Source organism: Mycobacterium sp. FW102-FHT13B02 (assembly GCF_058790275.1).
Genome location: NZ_JBYTCM010000008.1, coordinates 110,210 through 133,823, shown reverse-complemented (window position 1 = coordinate 133,823; position 23,614 = coordinate 110,210). Strand labels below are relative to the sequence as shown.

The window sequence follows — 23,614 nt, the reverse complement described above, 5'->3', positions numbered from 1 at the left end:
CGCAAAGGAGCCTGGAATGCGCATGACCGCCACCAGAATCGGATGGGCCATCACCGCCGCCATGACGGCGGCGTGCCTGGCCGGCACCGGGCCCGCGGCAGCGCGACCAGGCTCCGACTTTCGGCAAGCCCCGCCACAGAGCTGCTCGGAAGCCAATGTCAGCGGGGGCACAGCCTCCTACATTCCGGTGGCCGGGGACCCCACCGCCTACCAGAAGTGCGGGCCCGCCGGCCCCGTCGGCATCAAGCACTGCCAGAGCGGGTCGGCGTTCGACAGCTCCACCGGTTACTGCGTCGCCTCACAAGGCACGGGTGCGACCCTGAGCGTGGATGCGGTGTGGCAGGAAGGCGACGGCGCCGACTGCCAGATGGGCTGCCCACCCAAACCCATCAAGGTGCGCTTGACCTACAGCGGCACCACCGTCGGCATGGCCTCGGTGACCCTGGTCGACCCGACCTCCCCGAACAACGCCTGGGGCGGATCAGCGAGCGCACTCACGGGTGATGGCGCAACACATTCGGTGGTGATCACCGCCAACAAACTCACCCCCACCGCCGCGGACTGGGTGCTCAAACCCGGCACCACCGTCGCCGTGCAGGGGTACCTCACCGACGGCAAGGCCAACCCCGATGGCGACCCCACCGTCGCCATCGCAACGCTCAACCAGACCATCGCCGCCACCACCAAACCAGCGGGCGCCGACAGCACCACGAAACCGACGGGTGCCAACAGCGCAACGGCGTGAGAGCGCGGCGCCTGCCGGCCACCCACGATCACCCACGTGTGCAACACCACAACGCCCGGTCCACTCGCGCAGCTGAGCTACCCCGACCACGCGCCGGGGTAGCCGGGACGATCCCCCGCACCCAGCAGGTCGATACCGCGTCGCCGGCTTCTCTCGTGATCTCCTCGCACTGAGTGCACAAACACGTCAGGCCCCCTCGAAAGGGGGCCTGATCAGTGTGGCAGGTACAGGATTCGAACCTGTGTAGGCTTTCGCCGACGGATTTACAGTCCGCTCCCATTGGCCGCTCGGGCAACCTGCCGGGTTTGTCGCCTTCCGGTACCCCGGGTTTGGCGCGAGTAGCAGAGTACAACGAAGATGTACCGAACACGAAAACGGGCTCCTGAGCAGGGGCGGATATACGAAAGAGGCAATCCAATGGCGGATTCATCGTTCGACATCGTCAGCAAGGTCGACCGACAGGAGGTCGACAACGCCCTGAACCAGGCCGCCAAGGAGCTGTCCACCCGCTTCGACTTCCGTGGCACGGACACCACCATCGCCTGGAAGGGCGATGAGGTCATCGAGCTGGTCAGCTCGACCGAGGAGCGCGTCAAGGCCGCGGTCGATGTGTTCAAGGAGAAGCTGGTTCGCCGCGACATTTCGATGAAGGCCTTCGACGCCGGCGATCCGCAGCCCAGCGGCAAGACCTACCGCGTCTCGGGCACGCTGCAGCAGGGCATCAGCAGCGAGCAGGCCAAGAAGATCACCAAGATCATCCGCGACGAGGGCCCCAAGGGCGTCAAGGCGCAGATTCAGGGCGACGAGATCCGGGTGTCCAGCAAGAAGCGCGACGACCTGCAGGCCGTCATCGCGCTGCTCAAGGGCGCCGACCTGGACGTGGCGCTGCAGTTCGTCAACTACCGCTAGCGCTCACGAGTCGCTGTTCAACTCCTTGTCCAGGTGGGTGCCGATGTTCTTGCTGTCGCCGTGATGATTGGTCGTGTTGCGGCATTCGCCGTACAGCTTGAACGCGAGCCGACTTTCGCCCTGGTAATACTCGATGTTGATCGCGACGCCGTCCCGGTTGATGGTGCCGCCGTACATGTGCTGTGTGGGTAGCTTGTCCGACCAGCCCACGGCCAACATGGCGGTCTTGACCTGCTCGGCATAGTCGTGGCCGCTGACGCCCGGAGGTAGTTGCGCACTCATCTCGATATACCCGCGGTTCGGTGGCGCACCATCGTCATTGCAGGACTCGAGATAGCCACCACCGGTAACGTCTTGCAGCCCAGCCACTTTCCGCAACTGCCGGCCGGCGTTGATGACTTGGGCCATGGACTCTTCATCGGTCATCGGGTGCGCTGGACGATCACTTCGGGGAAGCAAGCCACATCCTCCTAACATCAGGGCACACGCGACAGCCGCTGTACCGACGCGATATCGACTACTTGTAATCATGGTCGTTCTTCACCGTCTCACCTGGGCGATTGGATTCGGGATCCGAATATGCCGCGGTCCCGGGAATGGGTATGTCGACGTGAGGCACCGGGACGTCGATACCGAACGGCAGGTCGACATGGTCGGGCGTCGAGAAGGTCGGCCGATGCCGGTCCTCGGCCAGTAGTCCGTCGGTCGCAAGGCGTTCGCTGTGCCCGCTGGCGATATCGGTCATGGCCCGCAACGACTCACTGCCCATGTCGTAGTACCTCGAGTGATCGTGAAAGCTCCAGCCGGTTTCGCCGGCCACCTCGGCCCGGAACCGGGTGGCGCCGAATCCCTCCGCCGATGGATCGGTCCCCAGACCGGCCACCGGCCCCAGCGGATTACCGAGCTCGGCGTTCAGCCATTGCGCCGCCCCCGGTCCGCCCATACCCAGTCGGGCGACGGGATCAGTCGACGCGGCGCCGACATACACCTGACCGCCGTTGACGTGGAAGTCCGCTGCGCTATGCGCCAAATCTGTTCCAGGACAGCCAATCAACACGACATCATTGACTTTCATGCCGCTACCCGCACACGCATCGGCAACCGTGGTGGACCCGTAAGAGTGACCCATCACCGTCACGTGCGACGTACCCAGATGCGTCGCGGCCAGCCCGTTGACGTCGGCCGCCAGTAGGTCGCCGCCCTGCCGGGCCAGGGTCGGGTTCGCGATCCGTGGATCGGTGAAGCTGTCGGGCGCGTCATAGCCCATCCACATCATCACCGCGGTGGAGCGGTTCGGGTCGGCCAGCCTCGCCTGGTCGTATACGTGAATCGCATCGTCATGGCCGTCGGCCAGCCAGCCGTCATGGACGCTGCTGCCGGTGCCGGGCACGATCACCGTCGTGTTGTTCGCGGTGTCGGGGTTTCCGAGGCAGATGGCTGCCCGCCCCTGCCCACCGTCCGCCTCCGGTTGGTAAGCCCACAGCATGACCGGACGTTCCCTCCTCGAGTCGGTGCCGGAGCCGCGTTGGTGCGCGAGACCTTCGCTGGTCCGCCGGGCGTTGTAGAACCGCGTGGCGTCGGTTTGCGTCAGCCCGAACCGGCCGGGGTCCTTGAGGACGTCGTCCTCGGAGACGTGATTGCGGCCCGCGACGTCGCGGACGCGGTTCAGGTCGTCGTTCATCACCTGCTGATTGACCGCGTCCCGAGCACTCGCCGGGACACCGTTGAGGTTGCCCAATTCCGGCGGATGCCGGGCGATCAGCTGCTGTCGTTGCTCCGGTGTCAGTGCGGTCCACCACTTGTCGACGTCCTCGGGGTTGGTCCCCGGGGGCGGAATCTGGATCTCCTGCCCGCCGATATTCACCGGCGCCGAGGGTTTCTGGCCTTGTACGGCCTGGTCGATGGCCGTGGCAGTGAGTGTGTCGGTGGTGTCGAAGGCCTTCAACTGCTCCTGAATGGACGTCGTGAAGAACTCCGCCATCTTCTTGAGGGGCCCGGTGTCCCCGATCAGCCACTGCTGCGGTGTGACCACGCCATCGTCGCTGACGGAAAACCCGAGTTTGATCGCGGTGTCGACGAATTCCAGAAGGGTGCTGCGCAGCGAGGTCAGCTGATTTCCGCCGTCGGTCAGCGCCTTGCTCAGCTTGTCCAGCCTGGCGCGGTAGGCCTCCTGCTCGTCGATCAGCTTCTGCGCCTTGGCGATCGCGGCATCGCTCGCCTGCCCCTGCCAGTTCGCTTTCAAGTCGGCCAGTTGGCGGCGCTCGACGCCGATGGCGATCTCCAATGCGGCCGACGTGGTCCGCACGTCATCGGCAGCATCGAGCATCGCCCCCGGCTTTGCCGCGCGCACGCGCGACACTGTCACCGTCACTACTGCCGCACCCCCTCGGCGCTCGCTCCTCCGATCGTCGCACAGCGTGCGGGTACCAACCGACACAACATCCAATTCGCACCACCGGCCGGACACTCCGTCAATCCCGTCGCTCCGCTCGCCCAGGCGACATAACCTGGTCGCCATGGCACCAGCGCAGCGCGAACCGACCGTCGTCGTCCTTGGTGGCGGATCCTGGGGCACCACGGTGGCCGCCATCTGTGCTCGCCGCGGCCCGACGTTGCAGTGGGTGCGGTCCGAGGAGACCGCCGCCGACATCAACGAAAAGCACTGCAACAGCCGATATCTGGGCGACGGGGTGGCGCTGCCCCCATCGCTGCGGGCAACCACCGATTTCTCCGAAGCGGCGGGCTGCGCCGACGTCATCGTGATGGGAGTGCCGTCGCACGGCTTCCGCAACGTGCTGGGCGAGCTGGCGAAGGAACTGCGGCCGTGGGTTCCGGTGGTATCCCTGGTCAAGGGCCTGGAGCAGGGCTCCAACATGCGGATGAGCGAGATCGTCGACGAGGTGCTGCCCGGGCACCCGGCCGGGATTCTCGCCGGACCCAACATCGCCCGCGAGGTCGCCGAGGGCTACGCCGCCGCAGCGGTGCTGGCCATGCCGGACCAGCACCTCGCCGCCAATCTCGCGACATTGTTCCGCACCAGGCGTTTTCGCACCTACACCACCGACGATGTGGTGGGTGTCGAGATGGCCGGTGCACTCAAGAACGTCTACGCGATCGCCGTCGGCATGGGGTATTCGCTCGGCATCGGCGAGAACACCCGCGCCCTGGTGATGGCCCGGGCAGTGGCCGAGATGTCACGACTGGGCGTGGCGATGGGCGGCGACCGCGACACCTTCGCGGGCCTGGCCGGCATGGGTGACCTGATCGTCACCTGCACCAGCCAGCGCAGCCGCAATCGGCACGTCGGCGAACAGCTGGGGCAGGGCAAGACCGTCGCCGAGATCATCGAGTCCATGAACCAGGTCGCCGAGGGCGTCAAGGCCGCGAGCGTGATCATGGAGTTCGCCGAGAAGCACGGGCTCAGCATGCCGATCGCCCGCGAGGTGGACCGCGTCGTCAACCACGGCTGCACGGTGGAGGACGCCTATCACGGCCTGATGTTCGAGAAGCCCGGTCACGAGGTGCACGGCTCGGGGTTCTGACCTCAGCGCGCGCGGCACGAGACGGCGATCAATTGGCGTAGGGGTTACGGTCTTTCGGCCTGTCCAGCAACGGATTCGACTCGTTGACGATGAAGCTGCCCGACGGGCTGACCACGAAGCCGGACTGGTCGAAGCTGTTGACGCACGCCGTCATGGTGCCATCGGTGCCGCAGGTGATGTTGCGGTAAGTGATCCGGGAACCGGCCGGCAGGGTCTGCACGGGACCGGGCATCTCGCCGACGTACTTCGGTCCGGTCAAGGTGTTGAACGCCGGCGCACCGACCTGTTGGCCGACGACCACGTTGGCGCCGTCCGGTGCCCCCGGCAGCGGTCCGCTGCAGCCGTACTCGCCTTCGTTGCGGCGCATGATGCAGGTCAGACCACCGGGAGCCTGGAACATATAGAACGTGCCGTCCTTGCCGGCGTACGTCGACGGGCTGACGGGCTTGAATCCGTTCAGGTTCGGCGCGGCGGGCCCCGGGGGCGGGGGCACCGGCTCGGGCGGCGGATCGGCCGCGGCAACGCCCGGCACCAACGAGATCGCCCTAGCGGCCGCGACCACACCGATCAGGAATCTGCTCAACACCCGCTCAGAGTAAAACCTCGGCCCCACGCCCCGCAGCGTCAGTGGCAAATCACTTGCAGCCCAGGTCGACGTAAACCGTGGTGGTCTGGCCACGCAGTCTGCCTCCCTGACTCGAAAGTTCGCGACCATGCCGGACGGCGGTGACGGTGCATTTGTCGATGGATCCGCTGCCGACCCGGGATTCGATCACCCGGAAACCCTCGTTCTGCAACCGATGGATGGTCTGGGTCGCCGACTCGCCTGGGGCGGGCGGCGTCACCGGACGCGCCGCGGCCGGGGCGGCCAGCGCAACCATCAATGCCAGGACGATTCCGGTTCCGACGGGGATCTTGGTGGGATTCTTCATTGTTTTCCCTCTCCCGCATTCAGCGCCGATAGCACTGAATCAATGAGTTCAGCGTAACCACGGAAATCACCGAAAAGGGAATTCTCAGGCCGAACACATACGGGCAGCCGCGCGCTTCAAGACGAATACAGGCGAAACTCAAATATTCGATTCGGACGTACGCGGGTCGTGCGATTCGCCAACCATCACAAACTCGCCGAGGTCCCGGATCATCGGCAGCCGCACCCGGAAAACCGTTCCCGCAGTGTTTGATTCGACTTTGACCCGGCCGTCGTGCGCCTTGACGATCGTCGAGACGATGGCCAGGCCCAGACCCGTGCTGCCGAGCGTGCGAGAACGCGACTTGTCGGCGCGCACGAATCTGTCGAACAAAATCGGCAACAATTCTTCGTCAATTCCCGGGCCGTCGTCGGCGACCGTCAATTCCACATATCCGGGACCTGGCATCAAACTGGTCGTGACCGTCACTCCCGCCGGGGTGTGCACCCTGGCATTGGCCAGCAGGTTGCCGACCACCTGATGCAGCCGCGACGGGTCACCACGTACCCACACCGGCACGTCAGGGATGCGGGTGCGCCACCGGTGCACCGGCGACGACACCGCGGCATCGTTGACAGCGTTGATCACCAGGTCGCCCAGGTCGACGTCGTCCGTCTCCAGGTCCTGGCGCTCTTCCAGCCGGGAGATCAGCAGCAGGTCCTCCACCAGACCGGACATCCGGTGCGCCTCGGACTCGATGCGGGCCAACGCGTATTCGGTGGTCTCCGGCAGCGAGGCGCTGTCCTGGCGGGTGAGCTCGGCGTAGCCACGGATGGCGGCCAGCGGGGTCCGCAACTCATGACTGGCGTCGGTGAGGAACTGCCGGGTGCGACGGTGCGACGCGGCGAGTTCGGCCAGCGCACTGTCGACGTTGTCCAGCAGCTTGTTGAGGGTGTCCCCCACAATGCCGACCTCGGTGCGCGGGTCGGTGTCCTCCGGCCGGACGCGTTCGGTGATGCGGTGGTCCTCGCTGTCGAATTGGCGCCTCGCCACCTTGGCCGCGGTCGAGGCCACCCGACTCAGCGGCCGCAGCGCATAATTCACGACCGCAATGGTGCCGACGGCCGTCAGCGCGATGGCCAGCAGCGTCATGACGGCGACGGCGACCGTCTTACGCGCCACCACATTGTTGGCCTCTTCCATGGACACCCCGGAGACCAGCACGTCACCGTCTCCGACGTCCTCGCCCGCCATTCGGTACCAACCGAGCCGCGGCAGTTTGACCGACCGGGGCCCGAGGTTGGTCCACTGTTGCCCGCTGACCGCCTTGACCACGTCTGCCGGGACCGGTTTCGGCTCGCCGTCGGGGAACACCGCCGACTGCACGACGACGCCCTTGTGCACGACGGCGATGAGATTGCCGGGAGCCTGGCCGCCAAAAGCGGTCAGGCCGTCCTCTCCGGCATCGATCGGATGTGCCGGGTCGCCGCGCTTGATCTCGAGCCGGTCATACGAATGGCCGAGAGCATCGAGCGACCGGTCCAGTTCCCCGTCGCTCATCGCCGACACGTAGCTGTGCAGGCTGTATACCGACAACACCCCGACCGTCAGCAGCACCACGGTGACCAGGGAGGTGACACCGAGTACGAGACGACGGCGCAGGGTCCGTGGACGCCACCACGGCACCCTGACTGGCACTTTGGCCGGATTTCGGGCAAGCACTCGAGTCGGCACCCGGGTCACGCGCGTCACCTCGGGCAGGTTAGTCCTCCGCGTCGGCAGGGCGCAGCATGTAGCCCACGCCGCGCACTGTGTGGATCATCGGTTCGCGGTCGGTGTCGATCTTCTTGCGCAGATACGAGATGTACAGGTCGACGATGCTGGACTTGCCGCCGAACCCGTAGTTCCACACCCGGTCGAGGATCTCGGCGCGGGCGATGGCGCGTCGCGGGTTGCGCATGAGGTACCGGAGCAGTTCGAACTCGGTGACGGTCAACGCGATGGGCTCACCGCCGCGCGTCACTTCCCGGCTGGCACCGTTGAGCACCATGTCACCGACCTTGAGCACCTCGTCGGATTCGGGCGCCAGGTGGCTGGAGCGGCGCAGCAGCCCACGCAGCCGCGCCACGAGCTCTTCGAGGCTGAACGGCTTGGTCATGTAGTCGTCGGCACCGGCGGTCAACCCAGTGACCCTGTCCATCACCGAATCCCGCGCGGTCAGAAAAAGCGTCGGTGTGTAGCCCTCGGCCGCGCGCACCCGCTGCAGCAACTGCAGGCCGTCGGTGTCGGGCAGCATGATGTCCAGCACCACGAGGTCCGGTTCCATCTCACCGAACTTGGTGACGGCGTCACGGCCGTTGTGGGCGACCTCGACAACCCAGCCCTCGTAGTGCAGCGCCATCTTGACCAGGTTGGTCAGCGCCGGCTCGTCGTCGACGAGCAACACCCGGATGGGAGATCCGTCGGCACGTTCCATGCGCGGCAGCTGGCCGAGCACTGCGGCTCGGGGATGGCGCTCTCGTGGTGGTACCGACATCGTTGTCATTCTTCCATTGTGTTGAGAACACAGAAACTTGTCACTGCGTTCATACCGAGTTCAAATATTAGTCCCTACATATGACCCACGTCACTCAAGCGGTCCGATGTGATGCATGAGAGTCGTTGCCATACAGCAATTTTGACCGGCCGGGCCACGATCTCCAGCGTACCGACACGGCCCACACCAGCCCGTAGCCCAGGATCGACAACCGATCAACGCTTCCGCGCGCCAAGAAAATTTGCGTTCTCTATGCGTACTCGCCCTCGCCTTGCGGCCCTGTCGGGCGATAAATACTCTCGCACTTAGCAATTGGCGCAGCCTGTTATCGGTGACCGCCGAAACAATATGAAACATGTTGTGTTGCAACATGTTCAATCGACAACGGCGTCGGCGGGCGCGCGGACCGAAACCCGCGCCGCGTATCTGCACATGTGTCCACCGGACAACCATCGGAGAACGGAAACCTAGGCATGCTAGAAACCGCCCCGCCGGCAAAGGGTTTGCGCGCCATACTGCGCTACGACCTGCCTGCGTCACTTGTCGTATTCCTGGTGGCATTGCCACTGTCGCTCGGCATCGCCGTCGCCTCCAACGCGCCGATCCTGGCCGGCATCATCGCCGCCATCGTCGGCGGCATCGTCGCCGGTGCGCTCGGCGGCTCGCCGTTGCAGGTGAGCGGGCCGGCCGCCGGCCTCACCGTCGTCGTGGCCGGACTGATCGCCGAATTCGGCTGGGCAGTCACATGCGCCATCACCGTCGGTGCCGGCATTCTGCAGATCCTGTTCGGCTTGAGCCGGGTGGCCCGCGCGGCGCTGGCCATCTCCCCTGTCGTGGTGCACGCCATGCTGGCCGGCATCGGCATCACCATCGCGCTGCAGCAGCTGCACGTGCTGCTGGGCGGCAAATCCAACAGCAGCGCGTGGGAGAACATCGAGCAGCTGCCCGCCGGGCTGATGAATATCCATGGCCCCGGATTCCTGCTCGGCATGCTGGTCATCGTCACGCTGGTGGCCTGGCGCTGGGTGCCGGCCCCGATCAACCGGGTCCCCGGTCCGCTGGTCGCCATCGTCGGCGTGACAGCGCTCTCCGTCCTGCTGCCGTTCGACGTCAAGCGAATTCAGATCAACGGCTCGCTGCTGGACTCGCTGTCGCTGCCCACCCTGCCCACGGGCGACTGGGACGGCATCATCGCCGGCGTGCTGACCGTCGCCCTCATCGCCAGCGTCGAGAGTCTGCTGTCGGCGGTCTCGGTCGATCGCATGCACAACGGTCCCCGCACCAACTTCGACCGGGAGCTCATCGGCCAGGGCACGGCCAACGCCATCTCCGGCGCCATCGGCGGCCTGCCCGTCACCGGCGTCATCGTGCGCAGCTCAACCAACGTCACGGCCGGCGCCAAGACCCGGGCGTCGGCGATCCTGCACGGTTTCTGGATTCTGTTGTTCGCGGTGCCATTCGCCGGCCTGGCACAGATGATCCCGACGTCGGCGCTGGCCGGCCTGCTGATCGTCATCGGCTGCCAGCTGGTCAAGAAGGCGCACATCGAAACCGCCCGGCGCACAGGCGATATCGCGGTCTACGCGATCACGGTGCTCGGCGTCGTCTTCCTCAACCTGCTCGAGGGTGTGCTGATCGGCCTCGGCCTGGCGGTCGCCCTGACCGTGTGGCGCGTGATCCGGGCCAAGATCGTCACCGAGCACATTGCCGGCAACGACTGGCGCATCGTGATCGAGGGCTCCGTCAGCTTCCTGTCGCTGCCACGCCTCACCTCGGCACTCGCGGCGGTGCCGACGGGCTCCGACGTCACCATCGAGTTGTCGGTCGACTTCATCGACCACGCCGCCCACGAGACCATCGACGAGTGGAAGCGCCAGCACATCGCCGGCGGCGGCTCCGTCGAAATCCATGAGCACGGCACCGCCGAATTGGACAACGCGGCAGCCGGCCCGCCGACCCGCACCTTCACCCCGTTCGACAAGCGGTCCGGTGTCGTCCCGTGGAAGTCGCGGCCGCAGACCAACTCCGTCATGGACGGCCTGGAGGCCTACCACCGCCGCACCGCGCCGATGCTCCGCCCGCACATGGAAGAGCTGGTCCACACCCAGAAGCCGCAGACGCTGTTCATCACGTGCGTCGACTCGCGAGTCGTGCCCAACGTGATCACCAGCAGCGGTCCCGGCGACCTGCTCACGGTCCGCAACGTCGGCAACATGATCCCGGAGGGGCGCGCCGACGCCTCGATCGAAGCGGCCATCGCCTTCGCCGTCGACGTGCTGCAGGTCTCCTCGATCGTGGTGTGCGGCCACTCCAGCTGTGGTGCCATGACGGCGGTGCTGAGCGGCGATCACGGCCATGACGAGCACCTGCACACCTGGCTGGAGCACGGTGACGTCACGCTGCGTGCCTTCGACGAGGGCCGCCATCCCGTGGCCCAGGCCGCGGCCGACGAGGGGTTCGGCATCGTCGACCAATTGTCGATCGTCAATGTCGCCCTGCAGACGCAGAGCCTGACCGCCCACCCGCTGGTCCGCGAGCGGCACCGCGCCGGTGACCTCGAGGTGATCGGGTTGTTCTACGACATCGGCACCGCCGCTGCCCTGCGGGTGACGCCGGTCGGCGTCGACCGCCTGATCGAGGTGGCTGAATAAAACCTGGTTGATCCTGCGCCCAGGGCCGTAAACCGCGAAAGCGGCAGGCCCTGGGCGCAGTGTCATTTCATGCACAGCAGCAGGAATGCGCGTCCGGCAGCTCGCCGCGTGGTGTTGGGCCGCCGGACCGCCGGTCGCCCCTGCAGCGCCCGCGGCGTCCGTTGACCCTGTAATTAGGGCGCAAAAAGCCGAGTAACGACGACCCTCAATGCAGAGTCAACGCAGCATCACCCCGCACATCCGTTGAGCCCGAACCCAGGCCACAAAAGTGCACGTAGCGAAGGCCCTCGGCGCAGGGTCGGGGCGGGAAACCAGTGCGCTACCGCCCGGCCATGCGCTCCAGGCGCGCGATCCGGTCCTCGATGGGCGGGTGGGTCGAGAAGAGCTTGCCGATCTTCTCGCCGGCGCGGAACGGGTTGGCGATCATCAGGTGGGCCTGGTCGGCCAGCTGCGGCTCAGGGGGCAACGGGGCCTGTTGCACGCCGGCGGTGATCTTGCGCAATGCGCTGGCCAGCGCCAGCGGGTCGCCCGTCAACTCGGCGCCCGACTGGTCGGCCTGGTACTCGCGCGAGCGCGACACCGCGAGCCGGATGATGGTCGCGGCCAGCGGACCCACGATCGAAAGAACCAGCAGGACAAAGGGATTGGGCCGGTCGTCACGGTCGCCGCCGAACATGCCGATGAAGTACGCGACGTTGACCAATGCCGTCACCACCGACGCCATGGCGCCCGCGACGCAGGAGATCAGGATGTCGCGGTTGTAGACGTGCGACAGCTCATGTCCGAGCACGGCGCGCAGCTCGCGCTCAGTGAGGAGGTTCAGGATGCCCGTGGTGCAGCACACCGCGGCGTTGCGGGGGTTGCGCCCGGTGGCGAAAGCGTTGGGCGCGGCGGTGTCGCTGATGTACAGCTGCGGCATCGGTTGCCGTGCGGTGGTGGCCAGCTCGCGGACGATCCGGTACATCGCGGGCGCCTGCATCTCGCTCACCGGCTGCGCGTGCATGGCCCGCAACGCCATCTTGGCGCTGTTGAAATAGACATAGGCGTTCATGCCGATGGCGAACAGCACCGCCAGGTACATGATGTTCTTGCCGAACAACGAGCCGATCAGCACGATGAGCGTCGAGAAGCCCACAAGCAGCGCGAACGTCTTCACGGTGTTCGCGTGGGGATTCCACGTCATCGGCTACCTCCTCCAAGCGCAGTCAGTACTCAGCACAGTCCAACTCACTGCAAATTAACGCTCGGCGGACGGCACCTGGTTCCGCGGTTTCCCGATCGGCGGTCAGCCGTGGCGGTCAGCGGTGTATTCGACCAGGTTGAGCAGGGCCAACCGGCCCGGCAGGTCCGGGAGATTGTCCAGCTCGGCGCGAGCGTCAGCGGCGAACCGCTGGACGGTGCGCTTGGCCTCGGCCATGCCGTCGGACGCCCGCAGCAACCCCAGCGCCTCGGCGAGTTCGTCGTCGTTGTCGATGGGCGTGGCCAGCAGCTCGCGCAGCCGGTCGGCGTCGGACCCGGAGCCGCGCAGCGCGTACAGCACCGGCAGGGTGTGCACACCTTCGCGCAGGTCGGTGCCCGGCACCTTGCCCGACTCGTCAGGATCGCTGTCGATGTCGATGATGTCGTCGGAAATCTGGAAGACGGTGCCGACGATGCCGCCGAGCCGGCTCAGCCGCTCGATCTGCTCTTCGCCGGCGCCCGAGAACGTCGCACCGAAGCGGCCGGATGCCGCGATCAGGCAGGCGGTCTTCTCGTACACGACCTTCAGGTAGTGCTCGACCGGGTCGGCGCCTTCGACAGCGCCGCGGGTCTCACGCATCTGACCCGTCACGAGCTGGGCGAACGTGTCGGCGATGACGCGGACCGCGTCCGGTCCCAGCCGGGACACCAGGCGCGAGGCGGTGGCGAACAGGTAGTCACCGGCGAGGATCGCGATGTTGTTGCCCCAGCGCGCGTTGGCACTGTCCGCACCGCGCCGCACCTGGGCCTCGTCCATGACATCGTCGTGGTACAGCGTCGCCAGGTGCACCAGCTCGATCACGGCACCGGCGATCGCGACGTCGTTGTTGTCGGGATCAGGCCCCAGCGACGCAGACAGCACGGTGAACAGCGGACGGAAGCGCTTGCCACCGGCCTGGAACAAGTGCTGGACGGCCTCGGCCATCAGCTCGTCGGCTTTGCCCAGCTCGGTCGACATGAGGTCTTCGATACGCGCCACCGCGTCACGAACCTGCGCGGCGAAGGCGGCGTCACCAAAGTCCACGCCCGCGACCACTGTCGCTGGTGTCTTCATGGGTCCAACATACTGGGCGGCATGGTCGTGCACGCAGATGTGGTCGTGGTCGGAGCCGGGCCGGCAGGGTCCGCCGCTGCCGCCTGGGCGGCGCGCCGTGGCCGCGACGTCTTGGTCATCGACTCCGCGCAGTTCCCCCGGGACAAGGCCTGCGGCGACGGGCTGACGCCGCGGGCCATCGCCGAACTGCGTGAGCTGGGGCTCGGGGCGTGGCTCGACGGCCGCGTCAGCCATCACGGGCTGCGCCTGGCCGGCTTCGGCGCGCAGCGCGAGGTGCGCTGGCCCGGGCCGTCTTTCCCGGCCACCAGCAGCGCAGTGCCCCGCACGGAGCTCGACGACCGGATTCGGCAGGTCGCCGCTGACTCCGGCGCGAAGATGCTGCTCGGCGTCAAGGCCGTTGGGGTCGAGCACGACGCCAACGGCCGGGTGGGCACGCTCACGCTCGACGACGGCCAGGAGATCGGTGTCGGCGAATTGATCGTGGCCGACGGCGCCCGCTCGACGCTGGGCCGGGTGCTGGGCCGGCAGTGGCATCAGGAGACCGTGTATGGGGTGGCGATTCGCGCGTACGTCGAGACGCCGCGGCACGCCGAGCCGTGGATCACGTCGCACCTGGAGCTGCGCTCGCCCGAAGGCATCCGGGGCGAGCGAAGCGCCGGGAAAGGCGCCATCCTGCCGGGCTACGGCTGGATTTTCCCGCTGGGCAACGGTGACGTGAACATCGGCGTGGGTGCGCTGGCCACCGAGAAGCGGCCGGCCGACGCCGCGCTGCGCCCGCTGCTGGCCCACTACACGAACCTGCGCCGCGACGAATGGGGCTTCGAGGGCCAGCCGCGGATGGCCAAGTCGGCCCTGCTGCCGATGGGCGGCGCGGTGTCCGGAGTGGCGGGGCCGAACTGGATGCTGATCGGCGACGCGGCGGCGTGTGTCAACCCGCTCAACGGTGAAGGCATCGACTACGGCCTGGAGACCGGGCGGCTGGCCGCGGACCTGCTGGGCTCCGGTGACCTCAGCGTGGCCTGGCCGGCGGTGCTGCAGGACCACTACGCCGCGGGGTTCTCGGTGGCCCGCCGACTGGCAATCCTGTTGACCCTGCCGAAGTTCCTGCCGTTGACGGGGCCGGTCGCGATGCGGTCGCAGTACCTGATGACGGTCGCGGTCCGGGCCATGGGCAACCTGGTGACCGAAGAGGACACCGACATGATCGCCCGCATCTGGCGCCGCGCCGGCCGAGGCTCGCGCCTGCTGGATCAGCGCAAGCCGTTCAGCTGAGCGACCGCGCGAAACCGACGATGTCGCGGACGGTGGCGGCGAACACGTCGGGCATGGCACCGGCCAGCAGGATGTCACCGGCGTGGCAGGTGCCGGCGACGATCCGGCCGACGACGCTGACGCCGGCCGCCGCCAGCCGCCGGTAGTAGATCAGCCCCTCGTCGCGCAGCGGGTCGAGTTCGTTGACCGAGATGACATGTGGCGGAAGGCCTTCCAGCTCCAGATCGGAGGCCTCCGCGGCCCAGCAGATGCCGTCCTGCGCGTGCTCCTGATCCGGGTCGTAGACCGAACCAAGCAGCGCCAGCTGCAGGCGGCTGATGAAGTACTGGTCGTTCTCGCGCAGCGACGTCAGCTCGTCGGTGTCCTCCAGCCACCGGTTGGAGATGTAGGGGCACTGGGCGTAGACGCCGGCGATCTCGCCGATCCAGCCTTCCCGCTTGGCCTTCAGCGCGACCGTCAGGGTCAAGTTCCCGCCGCCGGACTCCCCCGCCACGATGAGGTGACTGATGTCGAGCTCATCTTTGTGCGCTACCGCCCACCGGACGGCGTCCGCGCAGTCGTTCAGCCCGGCCGGGAATGGGTGCGGGCCGAGCGCACCGCCCGAATTGCGGAACTCGACACCGATGACGACGAGGCCTGCGGCCGCGAGGTTTTCGCGCAGCCGCAGGTACTGGACGTCGGCGGCACTGCAGATCGCCATGCCGCCGCCGTGCAGGTGCACAAGGCCCGGCAATGGCCCGTCGGCGTCGGTGGGCCGGCTGATGAACAGCGTGATGTCGTTGCCGTCGACGCCCGCGATGGTGGTGGTCGTGGTGGTGACGCCCTCGGCGGCGGGTGCCTGCTCGCCGAACATCTTCAGTACGGCGCCGGTCCCCTGCTCGGCGAACGAGACGAACTCCAGACGCTGCGCCAGCGGGGCATCGACCGTCAGGTCCGCTTCGGGGAGCCGCCCGTCCATCCCGAAGGCGGCGAGAGCCTTGACCATGCGCGGGTCGGCGCGAGGGTCGGTGCCGATGGTGCGGTCAGGGTCAGCGAGGCGTCCATAGGGCATGGCCCCATCTTGGTGCCGAACGCGAACGTGGTCGCGACTTTGCGAAAAGTCGCGACCACGTTCACCGAAGGCGGAAAGTTACCGGTATTCGCAGAGGTACGCGGTCTCGACCTCGACCCGGACGCCGAACTTGCTGTCGGCGGGCACGGTGAATTTCGTTCCGGCGGCGAAGGTCTCCCACTCGTCGCTGCCGGGCAGCTTGACGGTCAGCGCGCCGGACACGATGTGCATGATCTCGAGGCTGGAGGTGCCGAATTCGTATTCGCCGACGGCCATGACGCCGACGGTCGCGGGGCCTTCGGCCGGCGCGAAGGCGATCGACGCAACCTTGCCATCGAAGTACTCATTGACCTTGAACAACTGGGACTCCTCGAACTCAGGTGAGGGGTCAGGATATCTGGGGCCTCGGAGCCTCCGGTGCTCACATCCGGCGGCCACCGTTGACCCCGATGACCTGGCCGGTGACGTAGGAGGATTCGTCCTGGCACAGGAACATCGCGGCATTGGCGATGTCGTCAGGCCGGCCGGCGCGGCGCACCGGAGTGATCTTGGCGAAGTGTTCCAGCGAGTCGGTGAACCGGCCCTCGTCGATCGCCTTCTCGAGCATCGGCGTGACGACCATGCCCGGCGGGATGGTATTGACGGTAATTCCCTTGGGGCCCAACTCAAGTGCCAGACTCTTGGTGAATCCGATGACCCCGGACTTCGAGCTCACATAGGCCGCCATGTAGGACTGTCCGCCCTGCGCGCTCGACGACGAGATGTTGACGATGCGGCCCCATTTGGCCGCCAGCATGTCCGGAAGGATCACCTGCGTGCAGATGAACGGGCCCCGCAGATTGACCGCCATCACCTTGTCCCACTGCTCATCGGTGATCTCGGAGAACTTACCGAACTGCTCGATGCCGGCGTTGTTGATCAGAATCAGCACCGGCCCGAAGTCGGCCCGTACCTGACCCACGGCGGCTTGAACCTGACCGCGATCGGAGACGTCGACGGCGTAACCGTTGACGGTACCGCCGGCCGCACGAAGCCGCGCGACCTCGGTGGCGATCCGATCAGCTGCGAGATCGAAGATCGCCACTTTGGATCCGCGTGCGGCGAGTGCTTCAGCGATCGCAAGCCCGAGGCCTTGTGCGCCACCGGTCACGATCGCGGTGGTGTCGAGGAAAGCCATTGTCAGTTCCCGCCGAAGGACGGTAGCGCGCCGCCGGGCAGCTCCATCTGGAGGTACACCGCGATGTGCCGGATCTTGTTGTCCGCGTTGAACTCATAAACCGACATCGAGTTGACGACGCTGCTGAAGTCACCGACCTTGCTGCGCTCCTCAAGTTCCAGGAACACCGCGTCGGGCGTCTCGGTAATGCGTTGGAACGAGCAATCCCACTCCGACGACATCGCCCACCCGGTCAGGAACTGCGTGTACGCAGGCCATGCCATCTCGTCTTTGAAAGGACCGATACGGATGAACTCGTCTACGGCAACCAACTCCGCCAGCGGTCCCCAACTGTCGGCCGAAAACCCGGGCTGCTTGGCCATTCTGACCAGAGCCTTGGTGGTCTGGCTGTACTCCAGGACCGCACGCGTGCGGCCCGTCGTACCGGCGATGACGTCGTCGATCGTCCTCACACCGCCACCCCGGCAGCGGCGAGAACCCGCTCGAGTGCTTCGACGTATTCACCGGTGCCGTGGAACGGACCGTGCACGCCGATGGCCACATCGAGGAAGGCGTTGTACTCGTCGTTGACGTGGGTCTCCCAGCGGACGAGTTCGCCGGCGTCGTTCGTGTCGATGAAGCTGTACGAGTAAAAGCCCATCTTCACACCGTCTTTGGTGTGGCCTTCCCAGCGCGTCTTCATCACCACGCCGTTGTCGGCTGGCCAGTAGTTGAAGCTGGCCGGCTTCCAGTCGGGGAAGGTCAGCGAGTAGGCCTTGGCCTCCATCGTCGAGGCCTTGGCGGTGTCGGCCGGGAACTCGCTGAACGGGAACACCTGGTCGCCGGTGAAGTACGGCGACACGTAGACACCGTCGGCGGCGAACTTCCACGCATCCGCGAATGCCGCACCGTCCTCGATGCCCTGGCTCAGGTAGGCGTCGCGGTAGGCCTCGGCCATCCGGGCGTGGTGGGCAATGCGTTCTTCGATATTCATTGGTTCCTTTCAGAATTCTTGTAGCGCATGAGATTTCGTCGCGGCCAAGTAGCGGTCGACCACCGAGTGGTAATGGGCGATGACGACCTCCTCCTTGACCAGCGAGATGTGGTCCAGGCGGTCGTTGCGCAGGCCGAGCTGCTGCCGCGGCATCTGCTCGTAGTCCTGGTTCAGGGCCTCGAAGTACTTGTAGCTTCCGGGCTCGTCGACCACGATCGCCTCGGCCCGCACGGCGTCGCGGAACGCCTCCGGCAGGTACATGTAGCTGGCGACGTGCCAGATGCACCGGTTCGGATCGCCGTCCGGGTGCGGCGCGGCCATGATGACGTGGCATTCGCCGGCGCGCACGGTCATGAAGTAGTTGGGGAACAGCACCCAGCCCTGGTTGTCGACCATCTGGTTGTCGGTCAACCCGGTGACGTCGAGCCCCATGCCCGTCAGCACCTCGCGAGTCGCCTGCTGCAACAGTGCGCGGGCAGTGACGCCGTCGGGGAAGTTCACCTTGCCGTCGTCGGCAAGGTACGGGGCGAGCAGCTCCTTGAACCGCGGTATCACCGCGACGGTGCCGGGGAAGGTCTCGGGCAGGGCCAGCATGCCGGCGACCTGAGCGTCGGCGCCGGCGCCGGCCACCTCGAACGGAGCCATTGCGACACTGTGGTTTTCGAAGAACTGGTACCGCGCGGTCGCCGGGTTGATGTGCAGGACCGACAGCAGCTGAGGGTGGATGCCGTTGATGTGATAGCCCTCTTCGAAGGCATCCATCACGACTTTCCAGTTGCAGTCGATGGCTTCCTTCACGTCCATGACCGTGGTGAACTGCTCGATGTTGTAGGGCTCGAGCAGGTGATAGACGTCGTCGCCGAGGTACTCCCGCAGTGGCGCCGCATCGGGATCCGGATTGAGGAACACGAAGCCGGCGAAGGTGTCCACCGGCACTTCGAGCAAACCGTTCTCGATCTTGTCGATGGTGCCGTCGTCGCGCAGCATGCCGCGGAGCGTGCCTTCGAGGTCGTATGACCACAGGTGGTACTGACACAGGAAGCCACGCTTGGCATTTCCGGTTTCGGTGATGCAGAGTGCGTTGCCGCGGTGGCGACAGGCGTTGACGAAACCGCGCAGCTTCCCGTCCTTGCCCCGGACGATGATGAACGACTGGTCGTGGATGTCGTACTTCTTCCAGTCGCCGGCTTTGGGGAGATCATCGGCGCGGCCGGCGATCTGCCAGACCCGCTTCCAGATCGCCTCCCGTTCGCGGGCCGCGTATTCGGCGGACCGGTAGCGGTCGGTGGTGAGCGTCATGTTGAACGTTCCGGGTTTGACGTCGTCCAAACCCAGTCCGACGCCCGAATCCTGGTCGGCCCATACCCCGGGTCGTTTCGCTTGCAGCACGACAGTCCTCCTTGCCCGACACTTGTGACTGCGATCACTTTATGCACGAATGTATCGCCGATACAAGAATGTATTAAAGTGGGCCAGGTCACACCGCGGGGCGCTGCCGAGAAGATGGGAGGATGGCGCCATGGCCGAACGTTGGACCCGGGAGCGCCGTGCCGAGCACATCCGGAGCGTGCTGCTCGATGCCGCCGAGGAAGTCTTTGCCCGGAAGGGATTGAGCGGCGCAGCGCTGGAGGACATCGCCGACGCCGCGGGATTTACCCGAGGCGCGATCTATTCGCAGTTCGGGGCCAAGGAGAAGTTGTTCCTTGCCGTCGTCGAGCGTCAGCGTCAACGTTTTCTCGACGGGTTCGCCGAAGTCATGGAGTCCTTTCATCAGTTGAGCGACGTCAACATCAACGAACTCTCCGACCGGTGGCGCGAGCTCAGCAGCGGAACCGACAGGGCGGCACTGGGTTACGAACTTTCCCTCCTGTTGTTGCGCAACCCCGAAGCACGGGAACGTGTTGCGGCGCAACGACTCGAGACCATTCGGACGTTGGGCGAATTCATCGCGAAGAACGTGGCGCGCATCGGCGGTACCCTGTCCATCCCGGCGGAAACCCTTGCCCGCGTGGTGCTCGCGGCCAACGATGGCATCACGATCGACAGTCACATCGACGGCGAGGACCTCTATCGACCGTATCTGCAGTTGGTCATGTCCAGCGTGGTGCCGCCTCCCGCTTAGAACTCTCCCGGTAGCGAGAGGGCTCCGCGCCTGCCGCAACAGCGAACAACAAAGGAGTCAATCGTGACCGGCAACGGCGCCACGGCTACCAGGAGTGCCTGCCCATCGAGATCATCGGTTTGCCCGAATGAGTGACGACCTCCTGGAGATCTCCGAACTGCTGTACCGCTACGCGCGTGCAGTCGATACGAAGGACTGGGACCTGTACCGGTCGGTGTTCACGGACGATGCCGTGATCGACTACTCCTCGGCCGGTGCCGTCGCGGGCAGCCGCGACGAGGTCACCGAATGGCTGGCAACAGGTTTTGCCGCCATTCCGATGTCTATGCACTACATCACGAATATCGAGGTGCTCGACCACAGTGGCGACGCCGCAACGGTACGAGCCATGTTCTATAACCCGATGCAGCTCCCCGGCATGAGGGATATGAGCTATTGCGGCGGCTATTACCACCACGAACTGGTACGCACAGTTGACGGGTGGCGCAGCCGCAGCCTGCGCGAAGACAACATCTGGTTCACCAACGCCCCCGGGAAACCGAGCTAGCTACACCACGTACTTGTGGACCCCGAGGATCGCGTTCTCGTCGGCCGGCTCAGTGGTGCACTCGTGCAGCGCCGCGCGCACGCCGTCGGTGTCCATGCCAGTTCCGATGCACACCAGCTGAGTGCCCGTACCGCGGCGTTTCTGCAGCCGTAGCGAACCACCGACCAGCTGCAGCAGGTACCGGTGTCCGGCGCCGAAGTCGACGAAACCCTTCGCCCGGTAAAGGCCTTCGGGACGGTCGCGCAGCAGCGCCAGCAGCCGGCGCGGATTCAGCACGTCGCCGGTGCTGTATTCGACAGCCTGGTAGACGGGGTGCTCATGGTCGTGTTCGTCATGCAGCAGTTCATCGAAGGACAGTTGCGCCTGCGGGGCGCGCTCCGGAACATCGATGAGCAGCATCGGGTCGATCCGCGCGAAGTCGGTGGGCTGCACCGGAACTCGCGGATTCTGCGCACGAATCCGGGCCACCACGTCATCGACGTCGGTGACTTCGCTCGCCCGGTTGAGCACGACGAGGTCTGCCACCGGCAACCCGTGCCCGAACTCCGGCTCGGTCGCGTTCACCACCAGCACCAGACCGGCGTAGTGGAAGTCCGCTGAGTCGGCGGTCATGATGGTGCGCGCCACGGCGGGCGGTTCGGCGACGCCGCTCGCCTCCACCACGATGAGGTCCAGGGCTGGGCGCACCGCCGCGAGCTTGCCCAGCATCTCGGCGACCTCACCGTCCTCGGCGACACAGCAGATGCAACCGTTGGACAGCGATGCCATCGCATCGACCTGGCCGGCGACCAACATGGCATCGATGTTGACGGACCCGAAGTCGTTGACCAGCACCCCGATTCGCGCACCCCGGCCGCCCCGCAGCAGATGGTTCAGCAGCGTGGTCTTACCCGCGCCGAGGAAGCCGGCGACGGCGACGACGGGAATGCTCAAGGCTTGACTGCGGCGTGCAGCGCGACGATCCCCCCGGTCAGGTTGCGCCACCGCACCTGCGACCAGCCGGCCGCCTCGATCTGGCGGGCCAACTCGTCCTGATCGGGCCACGCCCGGATCGACTCGGCCAGGTAGACGTACGCCTCGGGGTTGGACGACACCGCGGTGGCAACGGTCGGGAGCGCCTTCATCAGGTACTCCTTGTAGGCCGTGGCGAACAGGCGGCTGGTGGGCGTGGAGAACTCGCACACCACCAGGCGGCCTCCCGGCCGGGTCACCCGCGCCATTTCGCGTAGGCCGGCGCTGAAATCGACGACGTTGCGCAGCCCGAAGCTGATGGTCACCGCGTCGAATACCGCATCGTCGAACGGCAGCCTGGTGGCGTCACCGGCCACCTTCGGGACGTTCCGGCCCGCACCGGCGGCCAGCATCCCCACCGAGAAATCGCAGGCCACACACCAGGCGCCCGATGCCGCGAGCTCGACGGTCGATACCGCGGTCCCTGCGGCCAGGTCAAGCACCTTGTCACCTGGGCCGATGCCCAGCGCCGCCCGCGTCTGCCGCCGCCAGAACCGGTCCTGCCCCAGGGACAGCACGGTGTTGGTGATGTCATAGCGACGGGCGACGCCGTCGAACATCGACGCAACCTCGTGCGGATCCTTCTCCAATGACGCGCGACTCACCCGGTTGACGCTACCGGCTCACCTTGGCCCCCGCGCTCGCGGCAGTCGCCGGAATGGACGGGAATGGATATGCCGTCATGGGAGCTATAAGCCGCATGGGTGCAAAAGTCTGGTTCATCACGGGTACGTCGCGCGGCTTCGGACGGGAGTGGACGATCGCGGCGCTGGAGCGCGGCGACAAGGTGGCCGCGACGGCGCGGGACGTGTCGACGCTCGACGACCTCGTCGCCAAGTACGGTGACGCGCTGCTCCCCCTCGCTCTCGACGTCACCGACCGCGATGCCGACTTCGCCGCGGTGCAGGCGGCGCACGACCACTTCGGCCGGCTGGACGTCGTCGTCAACAATGCGGGCTACGGCCAGTTCGGTTTCATCGAGGAGCTGTCCGAGGCCGAGGCGCGCGATCAGATCGAGACCAACGTCTTCGGCGCGCTGTGGGTCACGCAGGCGGCGCTGCCGTACCTGCGCGCGCAGGGCGGCGGACACCTCATCCAGGTGTCCTCGATCGGCGGCATCAGTGCGTTCGCGGGCCTCGGCGCGTACCACGCGTCCAAGTGGGCACTCGAGGGTTTCTCGCAGTCACTGGCCGCCGAGGTGGAGCGGTTCGGGATTCACGTCACGCTGATCGAGCCGGGCGGCTTCTCGACGGACTGGGGCGGCGCGTCGGCGAAGCGGACCACCGAACTCGAGGCGTACGACGGGTTGCGCGCGGACGTCGCGCGCTGGCGTGGCGAACGCAACGCGGTACCCGGAAACCCGGAGGCGTCCGCGGCCGCGGTGCTCAAGATCGTCGATGCCGAGAACCCGCCGCTGCGAGTCTTTTTCGGTAGCGCACCCCTGCAGATCGCCAAGGCCGACTACGAAAGCCGGTTGCGCACGTGGGAAGAGTGGCAGCCGGTGTCCGAGCTGGCGCAGGGCTGAACGAAGGAACTCCGATGGCAGGATTGAAATTCGTCCGACGGGAAGACGGGTTGACCTATGAGTTCGCCGAAGACGGCGTGGCTCATGGGTTCCCGTCGTACAAGCGAGTCGACCTGGACATCTGGTGCCGGCGGCTGCCGCACTTCGGGTGGGTGGTGTGCACGGAGCTGGGCGCGGTGTCGAGTCGCCCCTTCGACCACGCGGGGTTCGGTTACCTGCCGCCCGAGGGTGCGTGGGTGAGTCGCAAGGATGACCACTCGTACGTCTACGACCTCGTCCACGTGAGCTGACGTCGTTTCCTGCCGAGTGTGCGTGTCTGCGCCCGGCACGCCGGCCAACCCGTACATAT

The 23,614-nt window shown here is 66.2% G+C and carries 25 protein-coding genes and 1 tRNA gene; 9 read left to right on the top strand and 17 right to left on the bottom strand.

The features are described 5' to 3' along the window. The first annotated feature begins 22 nt into the window (after window positions 1–22). Window positions 23–745: a hypothetical protein gene (locus AC3WTE_RS16295; RefSeq protein WP_492439052.1), complete on the top strand. Its 723-nt coding sequence runs from the start codon at window positions 23–25 to the stop codon at window positions 743–745. Window positions 746–963: 218 nt separating this feature from the next. Here AC3WTE_RS16295 and AC3WTE_RS16290 read toward each other — a convergent pair. Then, window positions 964–1,046 (bottom strand) — tRNA-Tyr (locus AC3WTE_RS16290). Between the two features lie 116 nt (window positions 1,047–1,162). Here AC3WTE_RS16290 and AC3WTE_RS16285 point away from each other — a divergent pair. After that, window positions 1,163–1,654, top strand: coding sequence for a YajQ family cyclic di-GMP-binding protein (locus AC3WTE_RS16285; RefSeq protein ID WP_020101292.1), 492 nt, complete (start codon window positions 1,163–1,165; stop codon window positions 1,652–1,654). Window positions 1,655–1,657: 3 nt separating this feature from the next. On the opposite strand, the gene AC3WTE_RS16280 is transcribed toward AC3WTE_RS16285, so the two are convergent. Continuing rightward, window positions 1,658–2,080, bottom strand: coding sequence for a lipoprotein LppJ family protein (locus AC3WTE_RS16280; RefSeq protein WP_492439050.1), 423 nt, complete (start codon window positions 2,078–2,080; stop codon window positions 1,658–1,660). Between the two features lie 91 nt (window positions 2,081–2,171). Continuing rightward, the gene (locus AC3WTE_RS16275; protein WP_492439048.1) at window positions 2,172–4,025 is read right to left on the bottom strand and encodes an alpha/beta hydrolase; all 1,854 of its coding nucleotides are present in this window, start codon (window positions 4,023–4,025) and stop codon (window positions 2,172–2,174) included. Window positions 4,026–4,170: 145 nt separating this feature from the next. Between AC3WTE_RS16275 and AC3WTE_RS16270 the strand changes: the two genes are divergently transcribed. Then, window positions 4,171–5,196 carry an NAD(P)H-dependent glycerol-3-phosphate dehydrogenase gene (locus tag AC3WTE_RS16270; protein WP_459366747.1) on the top strand — a complete coding sequence of 342 codons (1,026 nt, stop codon included), beginning with the start codon at window positions 4,171–4,173 and terminating at the stop codon, window positions 5,194–5,196. A gap of 28 nt (window positions 5,197–5,224) precedes the next feature. On the opposite strand, the gene AC3WTE_RS16265 is transcribed toward AC3WTE_RS16270, so the two are convergent. From AC3WTE_RS16265 to AC3WTE_RS16250, 4 genes are all read right to left on the bottom strand, one after another. After that, window positions 5,225–5,782 (bottom strand): hypothetical protein, encoded by a 558-nt coding sequence (locus AC3WTE_RS16265; protein WP_492439046.1) that lies wholly within the window; start codon window positions 5,780–5,782, stop codon window positions 5,225–5,227. 49 nt (window positions 5,783–5,831) lie between these two features. Further along, a complete protein-coding gene (locus AC3WTE_RS16260) occupies window positions 5,832–6,128 on the bottom strand; it encodes a hypothetical protein (RefSeq protein WP_459366749.1) in 297 nt (98 codons plus the stop codon). 138 nt (window positions 6,129–6,266) lie between these two features. Further along, on the bottom strand, window positions 6,267–7,805 hold the full coding sequence (locus AC3WTE_RS16255) for a sensor histidine kinase (protein ID WP_492439204.1): 1,539 nt from the start codon (window positions 7,803–7,805) through the stop codon (window positions 6,267–6,269). A gap of 64 nt (window positions 7,806–7,869) precedes the next feature. Beyond that, complete coding sequence (locus tag AC3WTE_RS16250) at window positions 7,870–8,652, bottom strand: response regulator transcription factor (RefSeq protein ID WP_459366750.1); 783 nt, start codon at window positions 8,650–8,652, stop codon at window positions 7,870–7,872. 464 nt (window positions 8,653–9,116) lie between these two features. Here AC3WTE_RS16250 and AC3WTE_RS16245 point away from each other — a divergent pair, with 464 nt between their 5' ends. Further along, window positions 9,117–11,294, top strand: coding sequence for a SulP family inorganic anion transporter (locus AC3WTE_RS16245; protein WP_492439043.1), 2,178 nt, complete (start codon window positions 9,117–9,119; stop codon window positions 11,292–11,294). Between the two features lie 319 nt (window positions 11,295–11,613). Here the strand turns inward: AC3WTE_RS16245 and htpX are convergent, their stop codons facing one another. Continuing rightward, window positions 11,614–12,477, bottom strand: coding sequence for a zinc metalloprotease HtpX (gene htpX, locus AC3WTE_RS16240; RefSeq protein WP_459366752.1), 864 nt, complete (start codon window positions 12,475–12,477; stop codon window positions 11,614–11,616). Window positions 12,478–12,579: 102 nt separating this feature from the next. Then, a complete protein-coding gene (grcC1, locus tag AC3WTE_RS16235) occupies window positions 12,580–13,587 on the bottom strand; it encodes a nonaprenyl/(2E,6E)-farnesyl/geranylgeranyl diphosphat synthase (RefSeq protein WP_492439041.1) in 1,008 nt (335 codons plus the stop codon). Between the two features lie 21 nt (window positions 13,588–13,608). On the opposite strand from grcC1, the gene menJ reads away from it, so the two are divergent. Beyond that, window positions 13,609–14,859: a menaquinone reductase MenJ gene (gene menJ / locus AC3WTE_RS16230; RefSeq protein ID WP_492439039.1), complete on the top strand. Its 1,251-nt coding sequence runs from the start codon at window positions 13,609–13,611 to the stop codon at window positions 14,857–14,859. Here menJ and AC3WTE_RS16225 read toward each other — a convergent pair. The 6 genes from AC3WTE_RS16225 to AC3WTE_RS16200 all read right to left on the bottom strand — a co-directional run bounded on the left by AC3WTE_RS16225 (window position 14,852) and on the right by AC3WTE_RS16200 (window position 19,449). Beyond that, window positions 14,852–15,910 carry an alpha/beta hydrolase gene (locus AC3WTE_RS16225; protein ID WP_492439038.1) on the bottom strand — a complete coding sequence of 353 codons (1,059 nt, stop codon included), beginning with the start codon at window positions 15,908–15,910 and terminating at the stop codon, window positions 14,852–14,854. The two genes, menJ and AC3WTE_RS16225, sit on opposite strands and share 8 nt — an antisense overlap. Before the next feature lie 78 nt (window positions 15,911–15,988). Beyond that, window positions 15,989–16,270 (bottom strand): pyrimidine/purine nucleoside phosphorylase, encoded by a 282-nt coding sequence (ppnP, locus tag AC3WTE_RS16220; protein ID WP_492439036.1) that lies wholly within the window; start codon window positions 16,268–16,270, stop codon window positions 15,989–15,991. Between the two features lie 61 nt (window positions 16,271–16,331). After that, window positions 16,332–17,087 carry an SDR family NAD(P)-dependent oxidoreductase gene (locus AC3WTE_RS16215; protein ID WP_492439034.1) on the bottom strand — a complete coding sequence of 252 codons (756 nt, stop codon included), beginning with the start codon at window positions 17,085–17,087 and terminating at the stop codon, window positions 16,332–16,334. 2 nt (window positions 17,088–17,089) lie between these two features. Further along, a complete protein-coding gene (locus tag AC3WTE_RS16210; RefSeq protein WP_492439032.1) occupies window positions 17,090–17,539 on the bottom strand; it encodes a hypothetical protein in 450 nt (149 codons plus the stop codon). Further along, window positions 17,536–18,060, bottom strand: coding sequence for a hypothetical protein (locus AC3WTE_RS16205; protein ID WP_492439030.1), 525 nt, complete (start codon window positions 18,058–18,060; stop codon window positions 17,536–17,538). The genes AC3WTE_RS16210 and AC3WTE_RS16205 overlap by 4 nt, the downstream gene beginning before the upstream one ends. A 9-nt stretch (window positions 18,061–18,069) precedes the next feature. After that, on the bottom strand, window positions 18,070–19,449 hold the full coding sequence (locus tag AC3WTE_RS16200; protein WP_492439028.1) for an aromatic ring-hydroxylating oxygenase subunit alpha: 1,380 nt from the start codon (window positions 19,447–19,449) through the stop codon (window positions 18,070–18,072). Between the two features lie 130 nt (window positions 19,450–19,579). Here AC3WTE_RS16200 and AC3WTE_RS16195 point away from each other — a divergent pair, with 130 nt between their 5' ends. Together AC3WTE_RS16195 and AC3WTE_RS16190 are read left to right on the top strand one after the other, a co-directional pair. Then, entirely contained in the window at window positions 19,580–20,182 is a 603-nt protein-coding gene (locus AC3WTE_RS16195) for a TetR/AcrR family transcriptional regulator (protein ID WP_492439026.1), read from the top strand. Between the two features lie 127 nt (window positions 20,183–20,309). Then, window positions 20,310–20,729 carry a nuclear transport factor 2 family protein gene (locus AC3WTE_RS16190; protein WP_492439024.1) on the top strand — a complete coding sequence of 140 codons (420 nt, stop codon included), beginning with the start codon at window positions 20,310–20,312 and terminating at the stop codon, window positions 20,727–20,729. Here the strand turns inward: AC3WTE_RS16190 and AC3WTE_RS16185 are convergent, their stop codons facing one another. Together AC3WTE_RS16185 and AC3WTE_RS16180 are read right to left on the bottom strand one after the other, a co-directional pair. Beyond that, complete coding sequence (locus AC3WTE_RS16185) at window positions 20,730–21,662, bottom strand: CobW family GTP-binding protein (protein ID WP_492439022.1); 933 nt, start codon at window positions 21,660–21,662, stop codon at window positions 20,730–20,732. Further along, window positions 21,659–22,345, bottom strand: a complete 687-nt coding sequence (locus AC3WTE_RS16180) for a demethylmenaquinone methyltransferase (RefSeq protein ID WP_492439020.1) — start codon at window positions 22,343–22,345, stop codon at window positions 21,659–21,661. Before AC3WTE_RS16180 ends, AC3WTE_RS16185 begins: the two co-directional genes overlap by 4 nt. Before the next feature lie 95 nt (window positions 22,346–22,440). Here AC3WTE_RS16180 and AC3WTE_RS16175 point away from each other — a divergent pair, with 95 nt between their 5' ends. Both AC3WTE_RS16175 and AC3WTE_RS16170 read left to right on the top strand, forming a co-directional pair. Next, entirely contained in the window at window positions 22,441–23,265 is an 825-nt protein-coding gene (locus tag AC3WTE_RS16175) for an SDR family oxidoreductase (RefSeq protein ID WP_492439018.1), read from the top strand. A gap of 14 nt (window positions 23,266–23,279) precedes the next feature. Next, the gene (locus AC3WTE_RS16170) at window positions 23,280–23,555 is read left to right on the top strand and encodes a hypothetical protein (protein WP_492439016.1); all 276 of its coding nucleotides are present in this window, start codon (window positions 23,280–23,282) and stop codon (window positions 23,553–23,555) included. The last annotated feature ends 59 nt before the right edge of the window (window positions 23,556–23,614 follow it).